Raw genomic sequence first — 20,779 nt, 5'->3', positions numbered from 1 at the left:
GATCCCTACTCGCTCACGAGCCGCAGCCCCACCGGCAGCCCCTCTCCAAAGAACGCGGCGCGCTCGGCCTCCTCGACGGCCACCACCTCGCGCACCGCCCTGACCCACGCCTCGGGCGCGCCCACCTTGACGAGCCGCCGCTCCACGTCGCCGCGGATCCGGTCCGAGACGTCGCGCGCCCGGTCCCCGGTCCTGCGCGCGAGCTGCACCGCGGCCGGCGCCGCGGACGGCAGCTCCTGCCACTTTTCGCGCAGCAGGTGGTCGAGCCACCGCTCGGCCGCGGCCGGCGACACCACGTGGTGGACGCTCGCGTACGCCGGCACGCGCGCGCCGAGGCGGCCGATCGCCGCCCAGAGCCGCGCGTCGCGGTCGGTCCACGTGCGCTCCAGGATCCACGCGCCGAGCTCGCTCCTCCGGCCGGCGGGCACGCGCTCCAGCGACGCGCAGAGCTCGAGCAGATCGTCGAGCGCCTCCGGCTTCACCCCCTTCGGCTTCTTCAACCGCTGCTCGGCCGGGGCCAGGAACGGATCCGCCAGATCCCGGATCGCGACCTGCAGCGGCTCGTCGAGGCCGCCCGCGACGCGGCGCCACGCGATCCAGAACTGCTGCCAGGAGCGCGCCTCCTGCGGGAACGCCAGGCGCTCGGCGAAGAGCGGCGCGAGCGCGGCGACGCGCGCAGGGTCGCCCGCGTCGCCGAACCCGGGGCGGAGACAGTAGCCGGCGAGCGACCAGAACACGCGCTCGTGATCGGCCGAGCGCCGCCGCGAGCGCGCGCTCGGGACGAGCGTGTCGAGCAGCGCCCGCGCGGTCTCCGTCGTCCAGGTGGCGCGCTCCCCGAGCACGCGCTCCAGCTCGCGCACGAGGTTCTTCGCCTCTCGCGGCGCCACGTCGGGCCGCCCCTTGCCGAACACCCGCTCGATCGCCTCCCGGGCCTCCTCGAGGCGCTTGCCGCCCGGCGTCGCCGCGGCGTAAGGCCTCGCCTGCGCCCGCTCCGCCGGGATGCCGCCCGCCGCGCCCCCCTCGGCCTCGGCGGCGCGCGCGCCGCGGCCGTCCTCGCGCAGCTGGAACGCCAGCCGGAAGCGGCGCGGCGCCGCGGCGTCCACCTCGACGCAGGCGAGATCCAGGGTGCCGATCGCGGTGAGCTCTCCCTCGATCTGCACCCGCACCTCCGCCTGCTTGCCGGACGCGGCGCGCGCGGCGTCCCCCGCGTCGAACGCCACCGCGATCGGCGGCAGCGCGTCGAACCGGTCGTCCTCGAGGGGGACCAGGTCGCCCGCGCGATCGGCGCGCGCGTCGTCCGACGCGAACAGGTCGAACCGCACGGGGCGCCCCACGACGAGCGCGAACGTCCGCCCGGCCGCGGCGTGGACGCTGCCCTCCTTCGCGCCGCGCGGCACGACGCAGACCGCCGGCCGCGGCCCCCCGCCGGCGGGCGGCTCGAGGCCGACGTAGTAGCCGCGCGCCGCGCCCCCCTCGATGCGCACGCCGCGGCCCGCGAGCGCGAGGCCATAGGCGACCGCGCCCCGCGCCACCGCGAGGTCGGGATCGGCGTGCGGGAGCAGATCGAGCGGCGGGCCTCCCCAGCGCTCGACGACCTGCGCGAGGCGCTCCGCGACGCGGCGCGCGCGGAAGACGCCGCCGTTCAGGAGCAGCGCGGTCGGCCCTCGCGCCTCCGGGGCGTGGCGAGCGAAGAACCAGGCCACGTGCCGGGTGATCGCGACGTCCCGCTCGTAGGGCAGGCCGAACGCGACGAGCCCGCTCCGCCCGCGCTGGGGCCGGGCGTCCCGAGGCGCCTCCGGGAAGAAGCCGTCCAGCACGACGCCCTCGACCTCCTCGCGGCCGAGGCGCGTCGTCAGCGCGCCGCCCACGAGCCGCGCCCCGTGCGAGAGCACGGTGACCGGCGCCTCCTCCGGCGGCGCAGGCGCGGCCCCGGTGGCGCCCTCGGCGGAGGCGCCGCCGGCGAGCAGGCGCTCCTTGGCGGCGCGGCAGGCCAGCACCAGCTGACCGAAGCGCGCCGGGTCGAGCTTCTCCCCCGCGCCGCCCACGAGGCGCGGCTCGCAGAGGTGGGCGAGCGCGAGGTCCATGTTGTCGCCGCCGAGCAGGAGGTGGTGGCCGACCGCGACGCGCGAGACCTCGGGGTGGCCACTCGCCGCGCCAGCGCCCCGGGCGACCCGGATGAGCGACAGATCCGTCGTGCCGCCGCCGACATCGCAGACGAGGACCATCGCCTCGCCGCCCGAGCGGTCGAGCAGGGCATCGAGGCCCTCCGCGCCGGCGAGCCGCATGAAGTCGTAGAACGCGGCCTGCGGCTCCTCGAGGAGGCGCGCCGACAGGCCGGCGCGGCGCGCGGCCTCGACGGTGAGCTCGCGCGCGACCTCGTCGAACGACGCCGGCACGGTGAGCACGACCTCCTGCGCGGCGAGCGGGCGATCCGGGAAGGCGTCGTCCCAGGTGCGCCGCACGTGGGCGAGGATCCGGGCGCTCGCGTCGAGCGGCGAGGCGCGCGGCAGGGAGGGCGCGTCCTCGGCCGCGCCCCATGGCAGGATGGGCGCCGTCCGGTCGACGCCAGGGTGGCAGAGCCAGCTCTTCGCCGAGGCGATGAGCCGGCCGGGGACCTCTCCGCCGCGCCGGCGCGCGTGCTCACCGAGCGCGAAGGGCGCGTCACCGAACGGATCGGCCGGCGCTTCGCCGGGGAGGGGCGCGTAGAGCAGGGAGGGCAGCAGCGGGCGCGCCTCGATCTCGGTGGCCGTCACGAGCTGCGGGATCGAAAAGACGCGGATCGCGCCGGGGCCGGCGTCGCGCTCGGCCCACGCCACGACGGTGTGCGTGGTGCCGAGGTCGATTCCGACGATCAGGCTCGGGCTCTTCGCGGGGGCGGACATGCGTGCGCGCAGCAACGATACTGGATCGCCGCCGCGCATTGCGCAGGTCCGGCGCGCCTCCGCGTCGGCTCGCGCGCGCCCTCGCCGGGTGCAGCACGGCGGCCTCACCGGGCCGCCGGCCGCGCGCGTCCGCGCCCGGGCGCCGCCGGCGGGGTCAGCAGGGGCAGCGGGCGCTCGCGTGCTTCTTCCGGTTCTTCCGGGCGATTCCCCGTGCTAGACGCGCGAAATGCGAGCGAACCGAGCGATCTGGCTTGTGGTCCTGGGCGTCCTTGCGGCGGGGTGCGGGTCGGCGAAGACCGAGATGTCGGTGGCGGCGAGCGCGGCCCCGCCGCCGCCTCCTCCTCCGGTGGTCGCCCAGCCGGCGGCGCCTGCCGAGGCGGTCATCGAGGGGGATCGCATCAAGATCGCCCGGCCGATCTTCTACGACCTCGACAAGGACGAGATCCGGCCCGAGTCGTTCTCGGTCCTCGACGCGGTGGCGAACATCCTGCGGACGCACCCGGAGATCACCGCGCTCACGGTCGAGGGGCACACGGACAACCAGGGCAGCGTGGAGCACAACATCAAGCTGTCCGAGCGCCGCGCGAACGCCGTGGTCCGCTACCTCGTCCAGCGCGGCGTCGCGACGCCGATGACGGCGCCGGGGTACGGCGCCGGCGCGCCGCTCTGCTTCACGAGCGACGAGGGCTGCCGCGCCATGAACCGGCGCGTGGAGTTCCGCATCAAGACGAAGTGACCGGCCGGCGGCCGATCGAGGCCGCCCGCGCGTCGCTCCGGGGACGACACGTCCCCCCGCGCCTGCTCCCCGAGCCACCCGAGCGTCGGAACAACAGGCCAGGTTAACACAGGTCCTTCCTCGAAATCGACTGCTTACCGTCGCTCGCGGTTGCGTTGCGCGTGTTGCGTCGTCGCGCCGCGCGCAACGCAACCGCGTACGGCGCAAGTCGATGCCTGTCCGTCTGTGCGCCTGTGGGACAAGCGACTCCCAAAGATGGTCGTACGGCAAAATTGTGTTGAACGACGCCTCTCGATCGTACTTAATACATCACGGGAATCCGCGCGCTGAGTGCGACGCGTCAGTTCGAGCAACTCATGCATTGCGTGGTGGATCATGGCGAGCGTTCGTCGTCGTTTGCTGGAGATCGCTTGTTTCGCCCTGCCGGGGCTCGTGTGGGCGGCGCCGCGCACCGCGGCTGCGCAGCACGTCGATCATCTCAGATGGGCAGAGAGCCTCGTGGACAACATCAGCCCCGAGAACAACGAATACAACTCGAGTCCCAGCTTCATCTCCTGGGCTGGCGTGGGCGGCGCGCGGCGCTATGCGAACCGGACGCAGTGCGCCACCTTCCTGACAGAGCTGCTCAAGCGGGGCTACGGCTTCACCGAGGCGTCGCTCGACGACTGGCTGGGCAGCCGGAGCCCGAGCGCCGCCGCCTACTACGACGCCATCGTCGCGGAGAATGGATTCAAGAGGATCCGCGACCCCATGGACGCGCGCGCCGCCGACATCATCGCTATCCGCTACCCCGCTGGCGAGTCGTCGACCGGGCATATCGCGATCCTCCGCCGGGCGCCGAGGGTGAAGCTCCCCGTGAGCCCCTTCGTCGCTGGCACGTTCCAGCTCGAGGTGAGCGTCGTCGACTCGACGAGCACGCAGCACGGCTCGTCCGACTCCCGGTACTCCTCGGGCGGCCGCTGGACCTCCGGCGCCGGCTACGGCGTGATGCGGCTCTACACGAACACCTCGGATACCATCGTCGGGCACACCTGGAGCACGGCCGCCGTCACGGCCTATTACCCCGCGACGGTGCGCCAGGTGGTGATCGGCAGGCTGGTGTTCGAAGACGACGACCGGTCGGGCTGGGGCAGGGGATCGGACGACGACTCCGACGACAGGTGGTAGGCGACGGCCCCGGTTTACGCGCGACCCGTCGGTTGATAGAGTCCTCTCGAGGAGGGCCGTATGCGCGAGCCGAGCGAGACCGGAGGTACCGACGGCGGCCGCCGTGGCGTGCTGGGAGCGGTCGCCCCGACAGCGCCCGCCGTCGCGGTCGGAGCAGCAGCCGGCGGCGAGCAGCCGGCGGCGCCTGCGGCCGCGGGGGCGTCGGCGCGCGCGCTCGGGAGGACCGGCGCGCAGGTCGAGCCGGTGTCGCTCGGCGGCGAGGGGATCCTCCGGACGACCGGCCGTCACCGCGAGGCGGTGCCGGTGATCCTGGAGGCCTTGCGCCTCGGGGTCAGGTATTGCGACACCGCGCCTGCGTACCAGCAGAGTCAGGACTACTATGGTGAGGCCTTCCGCGCCGCGGGCCCGGGGGCGCGCGAGCAGGTCTTCCTGGCCTCCAAGACGCACGCGCGCGATCGCGACGGCGCGCTGCGGCTGCTCGACGACAGCCTGCGTCGGCTCGGGACAGACCACCTCGATCTGTGGCAGCTGCACGATCTACGGGAGATCGAGGAGCTCGACGCCATCTTCGGCAAGCGGGGCGCCATCGAAGCCGTGGAGCAGGCCAGGGCCGACGGCCGCGTGCGCCACGTCGGGATCACCGGTCACCACGATCCGCGGATCCTCGTGGAGGCGATGCGACGTTATCCTGTCGACACCGTGCTCTGCGCGATCAACCCCGCAGATCCGGCGCGCCTCCCGTTCCTGACGACCGTGGTCCAGGAGGCGCGGCAGCGCGGGGTCGGCGTCATCGGCATGAAGGTCATGGCCGCGGGCCGCCTGCTCCAGGATCGCGCCGCGAGCGCGAGCGAGCTCATCCGCTACGCGGCGAGCCACGCCGACACGGTGATCGTCGGCTGCTCGTCGGTCGCCGAGGTGCGCGAGAACCTGGGCGCGCGGTCGCTCTCCTTCCCGATGCCGCCCGCCGAGCGCGCCGCGCTGGAGTCGCGCGTCGCGCCGCGCGCCGGTCGTTACGACACCTTCAAGGCCGGTTAACCCACGGATGCGCGGCCCTGCGGGTGAGGCGCAGCGCGCGCGGAACGTCGTTGTGTAAAATTTTCTACTTGCTGCAATCATGGGTTGTCTACCGCACATCCACCGGTGTGATGCCCGTGGGATGCCCATGGGATGCCGGCGCGATGGATCGCGGCGGATGTGCGGCGTTCTGCCTCGAAAAACGCCGGCGAGCGCGCCCTCTGGCCCCGTTGACAAGCGGAGGCGCCGGGGTCTAGAGTGGCGGCCCTCTGAGCTCGCTCGGAGGCCCCAGGCCCAACAATCATTAGGCTTATCCGACCCGGGGCAGCGCTGCCTCCGGGTTTTTTTCTGTCGCTATCCACGGAGACCGCGCGTCCATGAGCAATCAGTACGGCCACTTCGACGACGAGAGCCGCGAGTACGTCATCACTCGGCCCGACACGCCGCTGCCCTGGCTCAACTACCTGGGCTCGGACGAGATGTTCGGCCTCTGCACCAACACGGCGGGCGGCTACACGTTCTGGAAGGACGCCAAGCTGCGCCGGCTCACGCGCTACCGGTACAACAACGTGCCGATGGATCTCGGCGGGCGCTACCTGTACGTGAACGACGGCGGGGTGGTGTGGAACCCCATGTGGAAGCCCCTCAAGACGGCGCTGGATCGCTACGAGTGCCGCCACGGCCTGGGCTACACGAAGATCACGGGCGAGAAGAACGGCGTCGAGGTCGAGGTGCTCTTCTTCATCGTTCCCGGCGAGAACGTGGAGATCTGGCGCACCCGGGTCACCAACAAGAGCGGCTCGAAGAAGGACATCCAGCTCTTCTCCTTTCAGGAGTTCTGCTTCTTCGAGGCGCTCAATGACATGACGAACTACCAGCGCACCTACTCCATCGGCGAGGTGGAGATCGAGGGGAGCGCCATCTACCACAAGACCGAGTTCCGCGAGCGCCGCTCCCATTACACGCTCTTCGCCTGTACGCGCGCCATCGACGGCTTCGACACGAGCCGCGACGCCTTCTGCGGCAGCGTCCACCACGGCCTCCACGAGGCCCAGGTGCCGGCCAAGGGGAAGGCCACGAACTCCAAGGCGTTCGGCTGGAACCCGATCGGCAGCCACCAGGTGAGCCTCTCGCTCGAGCCCGGCGCGAGCGAGACGATGAGCTTCGTGCTCTCGTACGTGGATCACGGGGATCTGCCCAAGTTCAAGGCGCCCTTCGTCCTGAACAAGCAGAAGGGCAAGGAGATCCTGGCCAAGTACTCGGCGCCCGGCGTCGTGGACGGCGCGTTCGCCCAGCTGAAGGCGGACTGGGCCGGGATCCTCTCGAACTTCCAGGCCGACTGCCCGGACGAGCACGCGCGGCGCATGCTCAACACCTGGAACCAGTACCAGTGCATGGCGACCTTCAACCTCTCTCGGTCGGCCAGCATGTACGAGACCGGCATCGGCCGGGGCATGGGCTTCCGCGACTCGAACCAGGATCTCCTGGGCTTCGTGCACCTCGTCCCCGAGCGCGCCCGCCAGCGCATCCTCGACATCGCCGCCACCCAGCTCAGCGACGGGACCTGTTACCATCAGTATCAGCCGCTGACGAAGAAGGGGAACGCCGACATCGGCGGCGACTTCTACGACGATCACCTCTGGCTGATCCTCTCCACGTGCGCGTATATCAAGGAGACGGGCGACAAGAGCATCCTCAAGGAGTCGGTGGGTTACGCCGACAAGGCGGGCTCCAAGGAGGATCTCCTCCACCACCTGGAGACGTCGATCGCCTACACGATGAAGAAGCGGGGCCCGCACGGCCTGCCGCTGATCGGCCACGCGGACTGGAACGACTGCCTCAACCTGAACTGCTTCAGCACCGAGCCCAACGAGAGCTTCCAGACCGCGGGCGACGTGAAGGACTCGAAGGCCGAGTCCGTGATGATCGCCGGCCTCTTCCTCTATGCCAGCCGCGAGATGGCCGCCCTGTACGACTGGCTGGGCCAGAAGCCCGACGCGGCGCGCATGCGCGAGCACTACACGGAGATGCTGGCCGTGGTCGAGAAGGAGGCCTGGGACGGCGAGTGGTACCGCCGCGCCTATGACGCCGAGAGCCGGCCGGTCGGGAGCAAGGAGAACGAAGAGGGGAAGATCTTCATCGAGAGCCAGGGCTGGTGTGTGCTGGGCGGCGCCGGCGCGGACAACGGCCGCGCCAAGCAGGCGATGGAGAGCGTGCACAAGCACCTCTACACGAAGAACGGTATCGTGCTGCAGCAGCCCGCGTACTCGACCTATCACCTCGAGCTCGGGGAGGTCACCTCGTACCCGCCGGGCGTGAAGGAGAACGCGGGCATCTTCTGCCACAACAACACCTGGATCCACCTCGGCTGGTGTCTCCTGGGCGAAGGGGAGCGCGCGCTGGAGTACTATCTCTCCATCTGCCCCTCGGCCAAGGAGAGCCAGATCGAGACGTATCGCGCCGAGCCTTACGTCTATGCGCAGATGATCGCCGGCAAGGACGCCCCGGTCTTCGGTGAAGCCAAGAACGCCTGGCTCACCGGCACCGCGGCCTGGACCTTCGTGTCCGTCAGCCAGGGGATCCTCGGCGTGCAGCCCCAGTACGACGGCTTGAAGCTCGACCCCTGCGTGCCCAAGTCGTGGAAGAGCTTCTCCATTTCCCGCCGCTTCCGGGGCGCCAGCTACGAGATCAGCGTCAAGAACTCGGGGGTGTGCAAGGGCGTGAAGAAGCTCACCGTGGACGGCAAGCCCGTCGCGGGCAACGTGATCCCCCTGTCGCCGGCCGGCTCGACGGTGCGCGTCGAGATCGAGATGGGCTGAAGGCCCTCTGTCGGAGCGCGCCGCCGCCACCGCGCGGCGCGCTCCGCGTGCGCTCGTCCCGTCCGCGTGACGAGCTGTCTGCGTGACGAGCGCGTGCGGCTCAGTCGGCCTGAGCTGGGCCGATCCATCTCCCGTTCAACATGACCCGCTTCACGCGGCGCATCGCTCGGATGTCGGCGAGGGGGTCGCCCTCGACCAGCACGAGGTCGGCGAGCTTGCCCGGCTCCACGCTGCCGAGCCGGTCGTCGACGCGGAAGTACCTGGCGTTCTCCATCGTGCCAGCGACGAGGACCTCCATGGGCGAGAGGCCGCTCTCGACGAGCAGCTCCATCTCGCGCTGGTAGGCCCACCCTCGCTCGGCGCCCGGCACCTTGCCGTGGGAGCCGACGACCACCCGCACGCCTGCGCGGCGCGCCGCGAGGGTGAGCTTCATCATGTTGGCGAAGCCCCGCACCTCGGTCTCCGTCGCGCCCGCGTCGCCGGCGCGGCGCTCGAAGACGGCGAGCGTCGGGGTGAGGAAGGTGCCTCGCGCCGCGAGCAGCCGGAGCAGCGCTCGGGTCCGCGGGGCCTCGAGGGAGACGCCGCGAAAGATCTCGTAGCGTCCCGGAAAGCGCGCGTCGTTGTCGGCGATCACCGACTGGCGGTAGCGCTCCGCCTCGCGCGGCGGCACAAGCGCCGTGCCGAGCGACGTGATGTGCTCGATGCCGTCGAGCCCGGCGCGGACCGCCGCCGCGGCGTCCACCGTCTCCAGGTGCGCGACGGCGATCACCCCGTGCGCGTGCGCGGCCTTGGCGATCTCCTCGACGAGCCCGAGCGGCAGGCGGAAATAGACCTTGATCGCGGACGCCCCGCGCTCGACCAGCTGATCTACGGCCCAGCGGGCCTCGGCCGCGTCGCGCACCAGCATCGCGCTGTCCGGATAGGCCGGATACAGCCCGTCGAGCAGCGGCCCCGCAAGGAAGAGCCGCGGCGTCGGACCGAGCTTGCGCGCGGCATCGTACGCCTCGATCCAGTTCCCCGGCTCGCGCAGCGAGGTGACGCCGCGCTGCAGGACGACGCCGGGCAGCCCGTCATCGCCGTCGAGGTGGAAGTGCGCGTCGATGAGGCCGGGCAGCACCCAGAGCCCCGCGCCGGGGACGACCTCCGCGCCGGCCGGGACGCCGGCGGCGCCGCGCGCGCCCGCGGCGACGATGCGGTCGCCGCGGACCACGACGACGGCGTCGCGCACGGGCGGCCCTCCCCGGCCGTCGATAAGGGTGGCCCCCACGATCGCCACGGTGTGAGCGGCGTCTGGCCGCGCGACGGCGTTGATCTCCCGTATGGGCGGCGGCTTCGGCTGCCCGTCCGGCGAGGGCCATTGCACGGGCGTGCTCGCGCAGGCGCACAGGCCCGCGAGCGTCGCCAACAGACACACGCGCACTACGCGCAACACGCGCAACACACGCAACCGAAAGCCCATCGTGCCCTCCCCCCGTGACGCGCGACGAGCCCCGCGCGTCGCCGTAGCTCCGCGGCGCGCGAGGGGCCGTATCGCTGGCGCTCGGCGCGCGTGATCGCAGCGTGAGATCGGGCTCTGGGATCGCGCGCGACGCAGGCGCCGCGCCTCTGATCATAGCAGATCCGTGCTCCAGGGCCGCTGTCACGAGCGCTTTCCAACTTCCACCTTCAAGTCGTCGAAGGCGCGCGCTCCCGGCGATGTCCGCCGCCATCTCCAGATTCGCTTGAGGCATCAGGCGGCGCAGGCGCGCTCGGCGCGGGCGGCGCAGCGCCCGGCGACGGCGCGGCGTTCCGTGGAGCACAAGGACGCTCGGAACTCGCGACTTGCTGGATTCGGTGCGACGCTCCAGGCGCGCGTGCGTCGTGCTGTGAGCGTGGGCCGCGAGCGCCGCGGCCACGGCGATGCGCTCGGTTCGCGACGCGGGATTGCGGTGATGCTTCGTCGATGCTTCGTCAGGGCGCCGGAGTCGGGTGATCCCTGAGCCGCGGGCGCTGGTGGGCCCGTCATCAAAGCGCATGCCATGGTAGTTGGGGTCGCTCGAGATCGGGCAAGGCGCGTACAGCTGTTTCCTGCGCCGCATCCTGCGCCGCATGGAAGATAGTTGAGCGTCACAGCCTGGGTGGAGTAGTGTGCCGCCGCCGGCACGCGGGGGTTGTCGCGACCGGCGAGTCCCGTTGGGACTGACAGACGAAGCGACGATCGACGACGGGCGCTTGTTCAAGCGCGCCGGAGGACAACATGCGGAATATCAATCTTATCAGCATTGGCTCGATGGCTCTCATGCTTGGCGCGACCGCCTTCTCGGCGGGGTGCGGGGACGACACCGAAACGACGGGCTCGGGCGGCGGGACCACCGCGAGCAGCACGACCGGTGAGGGCGGCGCCGGCCAGGGCGGCGCCGGCGAGGGTGGCGGCGGCGACGTGGGCGGCGCCGGCCAGGGCGGCGCCGGCCAGGGCGGCGGTGGCGACGCGGAGTGTGTGACCTGCTCGGAGCCCCTCCTCGGTGATGCCGATACGGCGGACCTGTGCGAGTCCTCGGTGCCGAAGTACCAGGCGCTCACGGAGTGTATCTGCGCGAATTGCGGCGCGGCGGAGGGCGATGCCTGCTTTGCCTCGTGCAATGGGGACGAGGAGCCGAGCGACGAGTGCACGGCGTGCGGCATGGAGGCCGCCACCACCGAGGGGGGCGCGTGCCTGGAGCAGGGCACCGCCTGCCTCAACGACAGGCCGGAGTGATGTCGACGCGCCGAGGTCTCGCGGATCCGTCCGCCTGCCCTTCGGCGAGCCTCGCGGCGGCCGCAGGGAAAGGCGGGACGCCTGTCTCCCCAGCGGCCGCTGTTCCGTGCTCTCCACTCTCGCTGTGCGACTGTTGCGCCCGGCGCCCGTCGGTGAGCGGGCGCTCTCGCGGAGGAGCTTAGTCCACCTCGGCCACCGTCACGTCGACCGTCATCGTCTCGACGGCGGCGGTGTAGAGCGTTCCCGCCGTGGGCGTAACATCCGTGAAGTTACGTCCATAACCGACCCGCACGTGGTCGATGCTGGCCAGCACACCGTTCGTCGGGTCGAACCCCTTCCAGCCGATGTTCGGGATGTAGAGCTGCACCCACGCGTGGGTCGCGTCGGAGCCTGCGCGATTCGCGCCGACATTGCCGGTATAGATGTACCCGCACACGTAGCGCGCCGGAATGCCGAGGAGCCGCGCCATGCAGATGAACAGGTTCGCGAAATCCTGGCAGACCCCGCGCCGGTTCACGAAGACGTCATAGGGAGTCGTCGCCAGGGTCGTTGAGCCCGGAACATACTGGTAATCGCGGAAGAGCGTCAGGTTGATCGCGAAGAGCGTCTCCATCAGGTCCGCGTCGTTCTTCGCGACGAACGACATGGCGTAATCGAAGAGCTCCTGGAGCTGGGTGTCGGGGAGCTCCGCTGGGCGCACGTACGGCGCGATCATCGCCTGCTCCCAGGGCATCCAGACGAGCGGGAACGCGGGCCGGATCTTCTTCTTCGCGAACGCGAACGGATCGACGTCGCAGAGCTCCACGATCGAGTCGGCCGCGATCGTGAGCGCGGTATACGGGGAGGTGATCTCGAAGCGCGTGACCCAGTTCCCGAAGACGTCCTCGAGCTCTACCGTGGGCGCTTCGGGATCGATCGTGAGCGTGTGCGAGAGCACGCGTTGATCCCAGTCGTGCATCGGGCAGAGATGCAGCTTGTGCACGCTGCGCTCCACCGGGCGATCGTAGGTGTATTTCGTCGTATGGACGACACGGAGCTTGCGAGTCGTCTGCGCCATGTCGTGTCCTGATGAGATCGCCTCGGCCCGGGCGCTCGCTCCCTCGCGCCGCGCGGCGCGAGGGTAGCGCGGGCGGGCGCGCTCAGCATCCGGTTCCGGACGGACGGGTTGTGATGTTTCAGGCCGCGCCTGACGCGGACGTCGCTGCGCTCACGCCTCGGCGCGCACCGACAGCTCGATCCGCCAGCGCTCGTTCGGCTTCTGCGCCTCGCGGGGGATCGCCTCCAGGAGCAGCGTCCCCACCTCGGTGACCGACGCGCGCAGCTGCACCGGCACCATGTCGCCCTCCCGGCGGCCCTCTGTGGGCAAGGTGACCTCGATCGGCGAGAGCTCCTCGAGCTCTCCGGGCTTCCAGGCCTCGAGCTCGGTCCCGGCCTGGTCGTCCCGGCGCACCGACGAGCTGAAGAAGCGGAAGCGCACCGGCTCGCCGACCACCACGCCGAACTCCTGCGGCGGCAGCGTCGCCTCGGTGCCCTCTTCCATGCCGAACGGCGCGAGGCAGAGCGCCGTGATCGGCGGCTCCAGACCGGGCACCGCGGGCACGGCGCCCTCGATGCCCACGTAGTACGCCCGCGCCGTCCCGCCGCGGATCCGGAGCCCCCGGCCGCGCCGCGCGAGGCCGTAGGCGGCGGCGCCGCGCGCGACAGCGAGATCCAGATCGTCGCTCGGGAGCACCCGCGGCCGGGGCGCGCCGTCCTCCTCGAGCCAGGCGCCGAGCGTCGCGACAAGCCGCTCGCGCAGCGCCGCGCTCTTCATGACGCCGCCATTGAAGAGCACCGCCGTCGGGTGCAGGAGCCGCGGCGCGCGGCCGGGCTCGGCGTCCGTCCCTCCCTGGGGGGCGAAGCCCGGAAGCTTCGACGTCGCGCCCGCCTGCCGCCCCAGGAACGCGGCCAGGTGGCGGGTGATCGCCGCGTCCTGCGCGTACGGGAGGCCGAGCTGCGTCAGGCCGGCGCGCGCGCGGGTCGCCGGGCGCGCGGAGGAGGGGACCTCGGGGAAGAACCCGTCCACGAGCGTCCGGGTGATCTCGTCCCGGGTGAGCTCGGTCCGGATCGACGCCCCGAGCAGCTTCGAGCCGCGGCCGGCGATCACGATCGGCGCCTCGGTCAACGACGGATCGCCGAGCAGCCGCTCCTTCGCCACGCGCGCCGCGTGGGTGAGCGACGTCATCTGCCAGCGGTCGAGCTCCTTGCCGTCGGCCGCGAGCTTCGCCTTCACGACGTGCGCGAGCGCGAGGTCCATGTTGTCGCCGCCGAGCAGGATGTGGTCGCCGACCGCCACGCGGACGAGCTCGAGCGAGCCGTCGCGCGGCACCGCGGCGATCGCCGAGAAGTCGGTGGTCCCGCCGCCGACGTCGACGACGAGCAGCACGTCGCCCGGCTGGAGGTGCTTGCGCCATGCCTCGCCGACCGCGTCGATCCAGGCGTACACGGCCGCCTGCGGCTCCTCGAGCAGGGTGAGGTCCTCGAACCCCGCGGCGCTCGCCGCCTCGACCGTGAGGTCGCGCGCGGCGGCGTCGAACGACGCGGGCACGGTGATCACGATCTCCTGCTTCGCGAGGGCGAGCGCCGGATCGTCCTTCGCGAACAGGTGGTCCCAGGCCTCGGTGAGGTGCTCGAGGTACCGCCACGACGCCTCGACCGGCGAGATCTTCTCGATGTCCTCGGGCGCGCCGAGCGGGAGCGTCGGACCGCGCCGATCGATGCCGGGGTGGCAGAGCCAGCTCTTCGCGCTCGAGACGAGGCGCGCCGGCGCGTCGACCCCGCGCGCCCGGGCGTGCTCGCCGACGACGAAGCGCCGCTCGGCGTCCCAGGGCAGCGCCTGGGGGCCCTCGCTCTCGTGGGGGATGTACATGAAGGAGGGCAGGAGCGGCCGCGCCTCGAGCGTCCCTTGCGCCACGAGCTGGGGGGCGGCCATCACCTCGGGCGACGGCGCGAGCCGCGCGTCGGCGCCGTCCTCGGGCAGGCGCGCGTAGGAGAGCGCGCAGTGCGTGGTGCCGAGGTCGATGCCGATGATGTAGCGCGCGCTCATAGCTCGACCTCCGCGGGGGCGATGATGCTGGCGTCGTGGCCGGCGACCGGCGTAGGCAGCGAGAGCTCGTCGGCGCGCCAGCCCCGGTGGCGTAGCACTCCTCTGTAGGGCGCGGTCCCGGACACGTTGCCGATGAGCTTGATCTCGGAGGGGCTGTAGCCGGCCTCGAGCGTCACCTTCGCCCCCTCGTCCTCGCGCCGCACGGGCGCGAGCTTCGCGTGGCTGCGCAGCGCCTTGCGGCAGCCCTCGTGGACCATCCTGGCCGCCACGCCGACGTCCGCGTCGCCGAACGAGGCGATGTCCTGCTCGAGGAAGTCGACGAGCCGCCCCTCGCGCTGGAGCAGCGAGAGCAGCTGGAGCGCCGAGCCCACCGCGCTCGCGGCCTGCGGCGCGGGGGCGGCGGCCTGCGGCGCCGGGGCGGGCTCTCTCCTCGCCGCCGCGGGCGCGTCGGGGGCGGCGGGCGCGCCGCCCGCTCGATCTCGCTCGAGCTGCCGCGGCTCGGCGCGCTCGGCCGGCGGCAGGGCGGCGACCACCTCGCGCGCCTGCCACGCCCGCGCGGCGAACCCGGGATCGAACAGCACGCGAAAGAAGCACGCGAAGGCGAACCAGAGCCTCGTGGACCAGGGCAGCGGGGGATCGTGGAGGTCGGCCACGGCGAGAGCCTAACGCCGAGCGTAGGGATCGGCACAGAGACCGGCGCGCGGGGCAGGGGGGCGCCCGTACCGCGCCGCCGCCCAGGGCGACCCCGGGCGCCTCAGAAGCTCGCTCGGAGGACGGGGACGCGGACCTCGTGCCCCTGCGCCACGCCGAACTTGAACATCTCGTCCTGCGAGTAGAGCGGCTTGAGCGAGAGCGCGGGCACGCCGAGCGCGACCCGGCGCGGCGTGATGTCGACGAGCCCGAGCCGGGGCTCTTCCCAGCGGCTTCGCCGGAGGAACGGGGCTGCGTCCGAGGTGATCTGCACGTTGATCCCCGGCTGTGGCGGCTCCGCGGCCGGCTCGTTGCGGATCGGCTCGCTCTGGTCGGACTCGGGGGGCTTGTACGCGGTGGCGTTCAGGGTGACGACGAGGGTCGGGATGACCAGCGCCATGCCCCCGGCGAGCATGTAGAGCGGCACCTCTGCGGGCGGCTCCGCGGCCTCGACGAAGTAACCGGCGACGCCCCCGCCCACCGCGCCGAGCCCGCCGAACACGAGGTACGGCCAGGCGCGCTCGACCCCGATCGCCCCCATGGTCAGCATCACGACCTCGCCGCCGAGCAGCGCGCCGCCGACGATCCCCTTGCCGTCGACGCTCACCGTGTCGCCCCCGCTCGCCTCCTGAGCGCTCGCGCGCCCAGGGGCGCCGGTGAGCACCGCCGCCGCGACCGACGCTCCTGCGAGATACTGCGCTGCCTTACAATTCAAGCGGTTCATCGGCATCGTGTTTTCCCCGTGTCGACTGTCGCAACGCCTGCGAGGGCTCAAGCTATGGATCACCGCCGGCCTTCCGTGAGGCTGGCGTCCGGGCCGGCCGGCTGGCGACCTTGCCTGGGCCGTCGCGCCGTTCTCGATTTGTGAACCGCTGGCGGAGCGAGCGGGGCTCACGCGCCTCGTCTCTCCGCCAGCGGAGCCGGTCGCGCGAGCCTAGCACGGGTCTCAGCGCGTCGAACCGCTGCATTGCCGGTGTGGAGGAGGGGTGGTATGGGTCGACCCTAACCGGGCCGTGACCCGCCGACCTGCCGCCGCGCGCGGCAGCCTTCAAGGGAACAACGCTATGGGCCGCATCGGACCGCTCGAAATTGCCCTTCTCATCGGCCTCGCCCTGCTCCTCTTCGGCGCGGGGAGGATCGCGGACGTCGGGAAGGGGATCGGCGAGGGCATCCGCAACTTCAAGAAGGGGCTCCGCGACGACGAAGAAGAGGATGCCGCCAAGCAGCTCCCGGCGAAGCCCGACGCGAAGGAAGAGGACTCCCAGAAGCCGGTGTAGCGCCCGCGCCGGAACGCGGCGCTCGGCGCGAGCGCAGGTCGACGTCGGTCGACGCTCGCCGAGGCGCGTCTATACTCGAGCGCCGTATGCCTCACCGACCCCTGGAGCGCATCGCCAAGGCGCTCGTCGTCTCCGCCACGTTCCCGCTGGCAGCGTACTTCGTCCTTCAGTTCGGCCCTGGCGGGCTCTGGCGTGGGTTCGAGCCAGCGCTCGCGGTCACCGGGCAGGTGGCCAAGGCGCCCTACGACCTCACCCGTCTCGAGGCCGTGAACGAGACGCTGAAGATGATCCGGGACAAGTACGTCGAGCCGGATCGCGTCAAGCCGAAGGAGATGCTGCTGTCGGCGCTCAACGCCGTCCAGCGCGACGTCGCGCAGGTGATCGTCCTCAACGAGGATCCCAACGAGGTCACCGTCCGCGTCGAGACCAGCGAGAAGAAGTTCCGGATCGACAACATCCAGGGCCCCTGGGACGTCTCCGCGCGCCTCCGCGAGGTCTTCACCTTCCTCCAGAAGAACCTCCGCGGCACGGAGGTCGATCTTCGGGACGTCGAGTACGCGGCGTGCAACGGCATGCTGCACACGCTCGACCCGCACTCGACGTTCCTGAGCCCCGAGGCGTACAAGGAGATGAACCTCTCCACGTCGGGCGCGTTCGGCGGGCTCGGCGTCGTGATCTCGATCCGCGACCAGATGCTCACGGTCCTCAACCCGATGCCCGAGACGCCCGCGGGCAGGGCGGGCCTGAAGCGGCTCGATCGGATCGTGAAGATCAACAACGAGTCGACGCTCAACATGCCGCTCGACGACGCCGTGCGGAGGCTCCGCGGCGATCCTGGCACCCCGGTCACCGTGTGGGTGACCCGCGACGGCGAGGGAGGGTGGCAGGGGCCGAAGGCCTTCGAGCTGACCCGCGAGGTGATCAAGGTCAGGTCCGTCGAGTCGCGCGCCCTGGAGGGCGGCGTCGGCTACGTCCGGCTCAAGACGTTCCAGGCGACGTCGACCGCGGAGCTCGACGCCGCGCTCGACGGGCTGCGCAGCAAGGGGCAGCTGAAGGGGCTCGTGCTCGATCTGCGCGGCAACCCGGGCGGCCTGCTCGATCAGGCCGCGCGCATCGCCGACAAGTTCCTCGCCGACGGCGTCATCGTGTCCACGGTCGGCGCCTCCGAGGGGCGCGAGGAGAAGCGCGCCAAGGGGCCCGGGACGGAGCCGCTGTACCCGATCGTGGTGCTCGTGAGCGGCAACAGCGCGAGCGCGAGCGAGATCGTGGCCGGCGCGCTGAAGAACAACGATCGCGCCGTCATCGTGGGCTCGCAGACGTTCGGCAAGGGCAGCGTGCAGCTCGTCTTCCCCGACGTCACGGCCGAGAAGGCGGCCCTCAAGCTGACGATCGCGCAGTACCTGACGCCGGGGGACATCTCGATCCAGGGCGTCGGCGTCACGCCGGACATCGAGCTCGATCCGATGACGGTCGACGAGCTCGAGATGGATCTCACGGTGCAGAAGGACGGGCTCCGGGAGCGCGACCTCTCGGCGCACCTCTCGAACGCGCGGGCGGCGGCCGCGGGCAAGCCGTCCGAGGTCGTCCGCTACCAGCTCACGAGCACCGAGCGCGAGCAGATGCGGGAGCGCGGGGGCGACATCGACGAGGACTTCTCCGTCGACTTCCCGATCCGCTTCGCGCGGGAGCTCGCCGCGCGGATGCCGCCCTCCACCCCGAGGCTCCAGCAGCTCCGGGCGATGCACGACTACATCGAGCAGGCGGGCAAGGAGGAGCTGGGCAAGGTCGCGGCCGAGCTGACGAAGCTCGGCGTCGATTGGTCCGACGCGCCCGAGGGGGTCACGCCGGCGGCGAAGTCCGAGCTCGACGTGAAGGTCGAGACCGATCGCCCGAACGCCGAGGTGACCGCGGGCCAGCCGATGGAGCTCCGGGTCACCGTCAAGAACAACGGCAAGCAGCCCGTCTACCGGCTCCGCGGGACGACGGAGAGCGACAACCCGTACTTCGACAGCAAGGAGCTCATCTTCGGCAAGATCGGCCCCGGCCAGACGAAGAGCGCGAAGGCGCCGCTCGGCTGGTGCGAGGTCGAGGGCCGGAAGGTCGGCTCGACGAAGCCGAGGAAGGCGAACGAGAAGCGCGTCTGCACGATCCCGATGGACGCCCTCTCGCGAAGCGACGGCCTCAAGGTGAAGTTCGAGGTCGCCGCCGCCCCGGAGCCGCCCGCCGTCGAGATCCGGCCCACGGTGCGCGCGCTCGATCGGCCGCTCTTCCAGTACGCCTACCAGATCGTCGACGATCGCGAGGGCAACGGCGACGGGCTCATCCAGAAGGGCGAGCGGGCCAGCATGTACCTGACCGTCAAGAACGTCGGCAAGGGGCCGTCCTACGAGACGCAGGCGAACATCGCGAACCTCTCGGGCGACGGGCTCATGCTGCACGCAGGGCGCTTCGACATCTCGAACATCAAGCCCGGCGAGGTGCGCAAGGTGGTCTTCAGCTTCGACGTGGAGTCGCAGCTGTCGGAGCCCGAGGCGACCCTCACGCTCTCGGTCGGCGATCGCGATCTCCGCGAGTTCGCCAGCGAGAAGGTGAAGATCCCGATCTCACCGCGCGTCCAGCTCAGCGGCGGGGGCTCCACCGTGAAGGCCGGGGCGGAGGGGGCGACGCTGCTCCCGTCGCCCGAGGCGAGCGCGCGCGGCTTCGGCCGGCTCTCGGCGGGCGCCGTGGTCAAGGTGCTCGGCGAGGCGCCAGGCGGGTTCCTCAAGGTCGACCTCGGCGCGGGGCGCTTCGCGTTCGTCGCGTCGCGGGATGTGACCCCGGGCGGCGGGCCGGCCTCGGCGGCCATCGCGTTCGAGGACCTCTACTCGCACGCGCCGCCGACGCTGGACATCGCCGCGGCGGCGCTCGCGACGACCGCCGGCACCGTCAAGATCACCGGGACCGCGGCGGACAGCGAGCGGCTGCTCGACACGTTCATCTTCGTCGGGTCGCGGAAGCTCTACTACAAGTCGAACCGCGACGGCGCCGACCCGAAGAAGGCCGACTTCTCGTTCGAGGCGCCGCTCCGGCCGGGGGTCAACGTGATCACCGTGGTCGCGCGCGAGACGCCCGACACAACGACACGGCGCACGCTCGTGGTGCGCAAGGACGGGCCTGACGGCTCGATCCTGAAGACCCCCAAGTCCGACAACCCCGTGGACGACTGGATTGCGGATCGCGGGGGCGAGGACTAGGCCGCCGGAGGATGGACGACCACGACGACAGCGATCACGGCGACGACGGCGCCAAGGACGACCGCGGTGCCGGGCGTGTCGGGCGGGGCTGCCCGGGGCTGCCCTGCCCGGCGAGGATCTGGTAGCCTCATCCCGTGGGACTCCTCGCCTGGCTCGGCCTGAAGCAGGGGGGCTCGTTCCCGAACCTCGACGCCCTCCTGACGGAGCTCCGCGCGGCGCTCCCGGACGACGAGGCGGTCGTCCTCCGCTACATCGCCACCGTCATCGTCCTGCTCGGCAAGGTCGCCTGCGTCGATGGCCGCTTCTCCGACAAGGAAGACGAGCTGCTCCGCGAGCTGCTCGCGCACATCGACGGGCTCGCGCCGAGCGGCGTCGAGGCGGTGTTCAACGCCCTCCAGGGCAAGCTGCCCGCGCTTCAGGAGGGCGAGGTCGACCGCTGCTACCGAGAGCTCAAGGCGCTCTGCAACGCGAGGGAGCGGGTGGAGGTCGTGCGCCTCTTGATCCGGCTCGCGGCGGCGGACGGCGCGCCCACGCCGGCCGAGCGTGCCGAGATCGAGCGCATCGCGGAGGAGCTTGGCGTCTCGCTCCTCGACATCGAGCCGGACCTCTCCGCCGACGCCGGCCATCAGGCCGGCGCACCGGCGGCGCCGGATGACGCAAGCGGGCCGGACGGCGAGCCGTCGGCGTGAGCCGGGCGCCAGCGCCGCTCGGCTGATCAGTCGCGCGCGTCGCGCTGCTCGGCGCCGCCGTCAGCGCTCGGGGCGCGGCTCGCGAGGCCGAGCGCGCGGCGCTGCTTCAGCGCCGTGAGCGCCACGAACAGGACGAACAGGACGGCGCCGAGCACCGCCACGAGCACGCCGAAGTTGAAGAGGTAGTGCGCGCCCTGCGCGCCTCCCACCCCCATCAGGAAGATGCCTAGCAGCGCGAAGCCCGCGCCGATGACGGGATCGGGGCCGACGTCGTTCTCCGACGTCGCACGCGAGAGCCCGCTCCCCTGGACCCCGGAAGCCTCATTGCTCATCGGATGGCTCACACGAGGAGCTTAGCAAACTGGTCCACCGCCCGAAACCCGCCAGCGCCGGACCCGGGCTATGCTGCTCGGGTGAGCACGCCCACCCCTCCCCGAAACGACCGTCCCTCTC

Annotated in this window: 16 protein-coding genes; 8 read left to right on the top strand and 8 right to left on the bottom strand. The window is 71.6% G+C overall.

Translation table 11 applies throughout. From position 1 onward, the window contains the following. Nucleotides 1–5: 5 nt before the first annotated feature. Nucleotides 6–2,882, bottom strand: coding sequence for an Hsp70 family protein (locus tag WME90_RS33935; protein ID WP_437276195.1), 2,877 nt, complete (start codon nt 2,880–2,882; stop codon nt 6–8). A 226-nt stretch (nt 2,883–3,108) separates the two neighbouring features. Here WME90_RS33935 and WME90_RS33930 point away from each other — a divergent pair, with 226 nt between their 5' ends. From WME90_RS33930 to WME90_RS33915, 4 genes are all read left to right on the top strand, one after another. Then, nucleotides 3,109–3,618 (top strand): OmpA family protein, encoded by a 510-nt coding sequence (locus tag WME90_RS33930; RefSeq protein ID WP_437276194.1) that lies wholly within the window; start codon nt 3,109–3,111, stop codon nt 3,616–3,618. Between the two features lie 498 nt (nt 3,619–4,116). Further along, nucleotides 4,117–4,785 carry a hypothetical protein gene (locus tag WME90_RS33925; protein WP_437276193.1) on the top strand — a complete coding sequence of 223 codons (669 nt, stop codon included), beginning with the start codon at nt 4,117–4,119 and terminating at the stop codon, nt 4,783–4,785. A 60-nt stretch (nt 4,786–4,845) separates the two neighbouring features. Beyond that, nucleotides 4,846–5,820, top strand: coding sequence for an aldo/keto reductase (locus tag WME90_RS33920; RefSeq protein WP_437276192.1), 975 nt, complete (start codon nt 4,846–4,848; stop codon nt 5,818–5,820). 356 nt (nt 5,821–6,176) lie between these two features. Beyond that, nucleotides 6,177–8,618 carry a GH36-type glycosyl hydrolase domain-containing protein gene (locus tag WME90_RS33915; protein ID WP_437276191.1) on the top strand — a complete coding sequence of 814 codons (2,442 nt, stop codon included), beginning with the start codon at nt 6,177–6,179 and terminating at the stop codon, nt 8,616–8,618. Nucleotides 8,619–8,718: 100 nt separating this feature from the next. Here WME90_RS33915 and WME90_RS33910 read toward each other — a convergent pair whose 3' ends face one another. Continuing rightward, nucleotides 8,719–10,023 (bottom strand): amidohydrolase family protein, encoded by a 1,305-nt coding sequence (locus tag WME90_RS33910; RefSeq protein WP_437276190.1) that lies wholly within the window; start codon nt 10,021–10,023, stop codon nt 8,719–8,721. A gap of 864 nt (nt 10,024–10,887) precedes the next feature. On the opposite strand from WME90_RS33910, the gene WME90_RS33905 reads away from it, so the two are divergent. Further along, nucleotides 10,888–11,352 carry a hypothetical protein gene (locus WME90_RS33905; RefSeq protein ID WP_437276189.1) on the top strand — a complete coding sequence of 155 codons (465 nt, stop codon included), beginning with the start codon at nt 10,888–10,890 and terminating at the stop codon, nt 11,350–11,352. Between the two features lie 178 nt (nt 11,353–11,530). Here WME90_RS33905 and WME90_RS33900 read toward each other — a convergent pair whose 3' ends face one another. The 4 genes from WME90_RS33900 to WME90_RS33885 all read right to left on the bottom strand — a co-directional run bounded on the left by WME90_RS33900 (nt 11,531) and on the right by WME90_RS33885 (nt 15,851). After that, nucleotides 11,531–12,409 carry a transglutaminase family protein gene (locus WME90_RS33900; RefSeq protein WP_437276188.1) on the bottom strand — a complete coding sequence of 293 codons (879 nt, stop codon included), beginning with the start codon at nt 12,407–12,409 and terminating at the stop codon, nt 11,531–11,533. Nucleotides 12,410–12,559: 150 nt separating this feature from the next. Continuing rightward, nucleotides 12,560–14,437 (bottom strand): Hsp70 family protein, encoded by a 1,878-nt coding sequence (locus WME90_RS33895; RefSeq protein WP_437276187.1) that lies wholly within the window; start codon nt 14,435–14,437, stop codon nt 12,560–12,562. Continuing rightward, a complete protein-coding gene (locus WME90_RS33890) occupies nt 14,434–15,090 on the bottom strand; it encodes a DUF2760 domain-containing protein (protein ID WP_437276186.1) in 657 nt (218 codons plus the stop codon). The genes WME90_RS33895 and WME90_RS33890 overlap by 4 nt, the downstream gene beginning before the upstream one ends. A gap of 101 nt (nt 15,091–15,191) precedes the next feature. Further along, nucleotides 15,192–15,851 carry a hypothetical protein gene (locus WME90_RS33885; protein WP_437276185.1) on the bottom strand — a complete coding sequence of 220 codons (660 nt, stop codon included), beginning with the start codon at nt 15,849–15,851 and terminating at the stop codon, nt 15,192–15,194. A gap of 340 nt (nt 15,852–16,191) precedes the next feature. Between WME90_RS33885 and WME90_RS33880 the strand changes: the two genes are divergently transcribed. Then, nucleotides 16,192–16,404, top strand: coding sequence for a twin-arginine translocase TatA/TatE family subunit (locus WME90_RS33880; protein ID WP_437276184.1), 213 nt, complete (start codon nt 16,192–16,194; stop codon nt 16,402–16,404). An 86-nt stretch (nt 16,405–16,490) separates the two neighbouring features. Then, nucleotides 16,491–19,637 (top strand): MXAN_5808 family serine peptidase, encoded by a 3,147-nt coding sequence (locus WME90_RS33875; protein ID WP_437276183.1) that lies wholly within the window; start codon nt 16,491–16,493, stop codon nt 19,635–19,637. Here the strand turns inward: WME90_RS33875 and WME90_RS33870 are convergent. After that, entirely contained in the window at nt 19,634–19,768 is a 135-nt protein-coding gene (locus tag WME90_RS33870; protein WP_437276182.1) for a hypothetical protein, read from the bottom strand. The two genes, WME90_RS33875 and WME90_RS33870, sit on opposite strands and share 4 nt — an antisense overlap. Nucleotides 19,769–19,771: 3 nt before the next feature. On the opposite strand from WME90_RS33870, the gene WME90_RS33865 reads away from it, so the two are divergent. Then, entirely contained in the window at nt 19,772–20,326 is a 555-nt protein-coding gene (locus WME90_RS33865; RefSeq protein WP_437276181.1) for a TerB family tellurite resistance protein, read from the top strand. Nucleotides 20,327–20,352: 26 nt separating this feature from the next. Here WME90_RS33865 and WME90_RS33860 read toward each other — a convergent pair whose 3' ends face one another. After that, nucleotides 20,353–20,658: a hypothetical protein gene (locus WME90_RS33860; protein ID WP_437276180.1), complete on the bottom strand. Its 306-nt coding sequence runs from the start codon at nt 20,656–20,658 to the stop codon at nt 20,353–20,355. Between the last annotated feature and the right edge of the window lie 121 nt (nt 20,659–20,779).

This window comes from Sorangium sp. So ce375, assembly GCF_051473855.1.
Lineage (GTDB): Bacteria > Myxococcota_A > Polyangia > Polyangiales > Polyangiaceae > Sorangium.
Note: the sequence above shows the minus strand (reverse complement) of the source record. Positions and strands in the feature narration are given on the sequence as shown.

Coding starts and splice junctions, on each gene's coding strand:
- WME90_RS33935 (WP_437276195.1), bottom strand. CDS start 2,882: ATGTCCGCCCCCGCGAAGAGCCCGAGCCTGATCGTCGGAATCGACCTC.
- WME90_RS33930 (WP_437276194.1), top strand. CDS start 3,109: ATGCGAGCGAACCGAGCGATCTGGCTTGTGGTCCTGGGCGTCCTTGCG.
- WME90_RS33920 (WP_437276192.1), top strand. CDS start 4,846: ATGCGCGAGCCGAGCGAGACCGGAGGTACCGACGGCGGCCGCCGTGGC.
- WME90_RS33915 (WP_437276191.1), top strand. CDS start 6,177: ATGAGCAATCAGTACGGCCACTTCGACGACGAGAGCCGCGAGTACGTC.
- WME90_RS33905 (WP_437276189.1), top strand. CDS start 10,888: ATGGCTCTCATGCTTGGCGCGACCGCCTTCTCGGCGGGGTGCGGGGAC.
- WME90_RS33900 (WP_437276188.1), bottom strand. CDS start 12,409: ATGGCGCAGACGACTCGCAAGCTCCGTGTCGTCCATACGACGAAATAC.
- WME90_RS33895 (WP_437276187.1), bottom strand. CDS start 14,437: ATGAGCGCGCGCTACATCATCGGCATCGACCTCGGCACCACGCACTGC.
- WME90_RS33885 (WP_437276185.1), bottom strand. CDS start 15,851: ATGAACCGCTTGAATTGTAAGGCAGCGCAGTATCTCGCAGGAGCGTCG.
- WME90_RS33880 (WP_437276184.1), top strand. CDS start 16,192: ATGGGCCGCATCGGACCGCTCGAAATTGCCCTTCTCATCGGCCTCGCC.
- WME90_RS33875 (WP_437276183.1), top strand. CDS start 16,491: ATGCCTCACCGACCCCTGGAGCGCATCGCCAAGGCGCTCGTCGTCTCC.
- WME90_RS33870 (WP_437276182.1), bottom strand. CDS start 19,768: ATGAGGCTACCAGATCCTCGCCGGGCAGGGCAGCCCCGGGCAGCCCCG.
- WME90_RS33860 (WP_437276180.1), bottom strand. CDS start 20,658: ATGAGCAATGAGGCTTCCGGGGTCCAGGGGAGCGGGCTCTCGCGTGCG.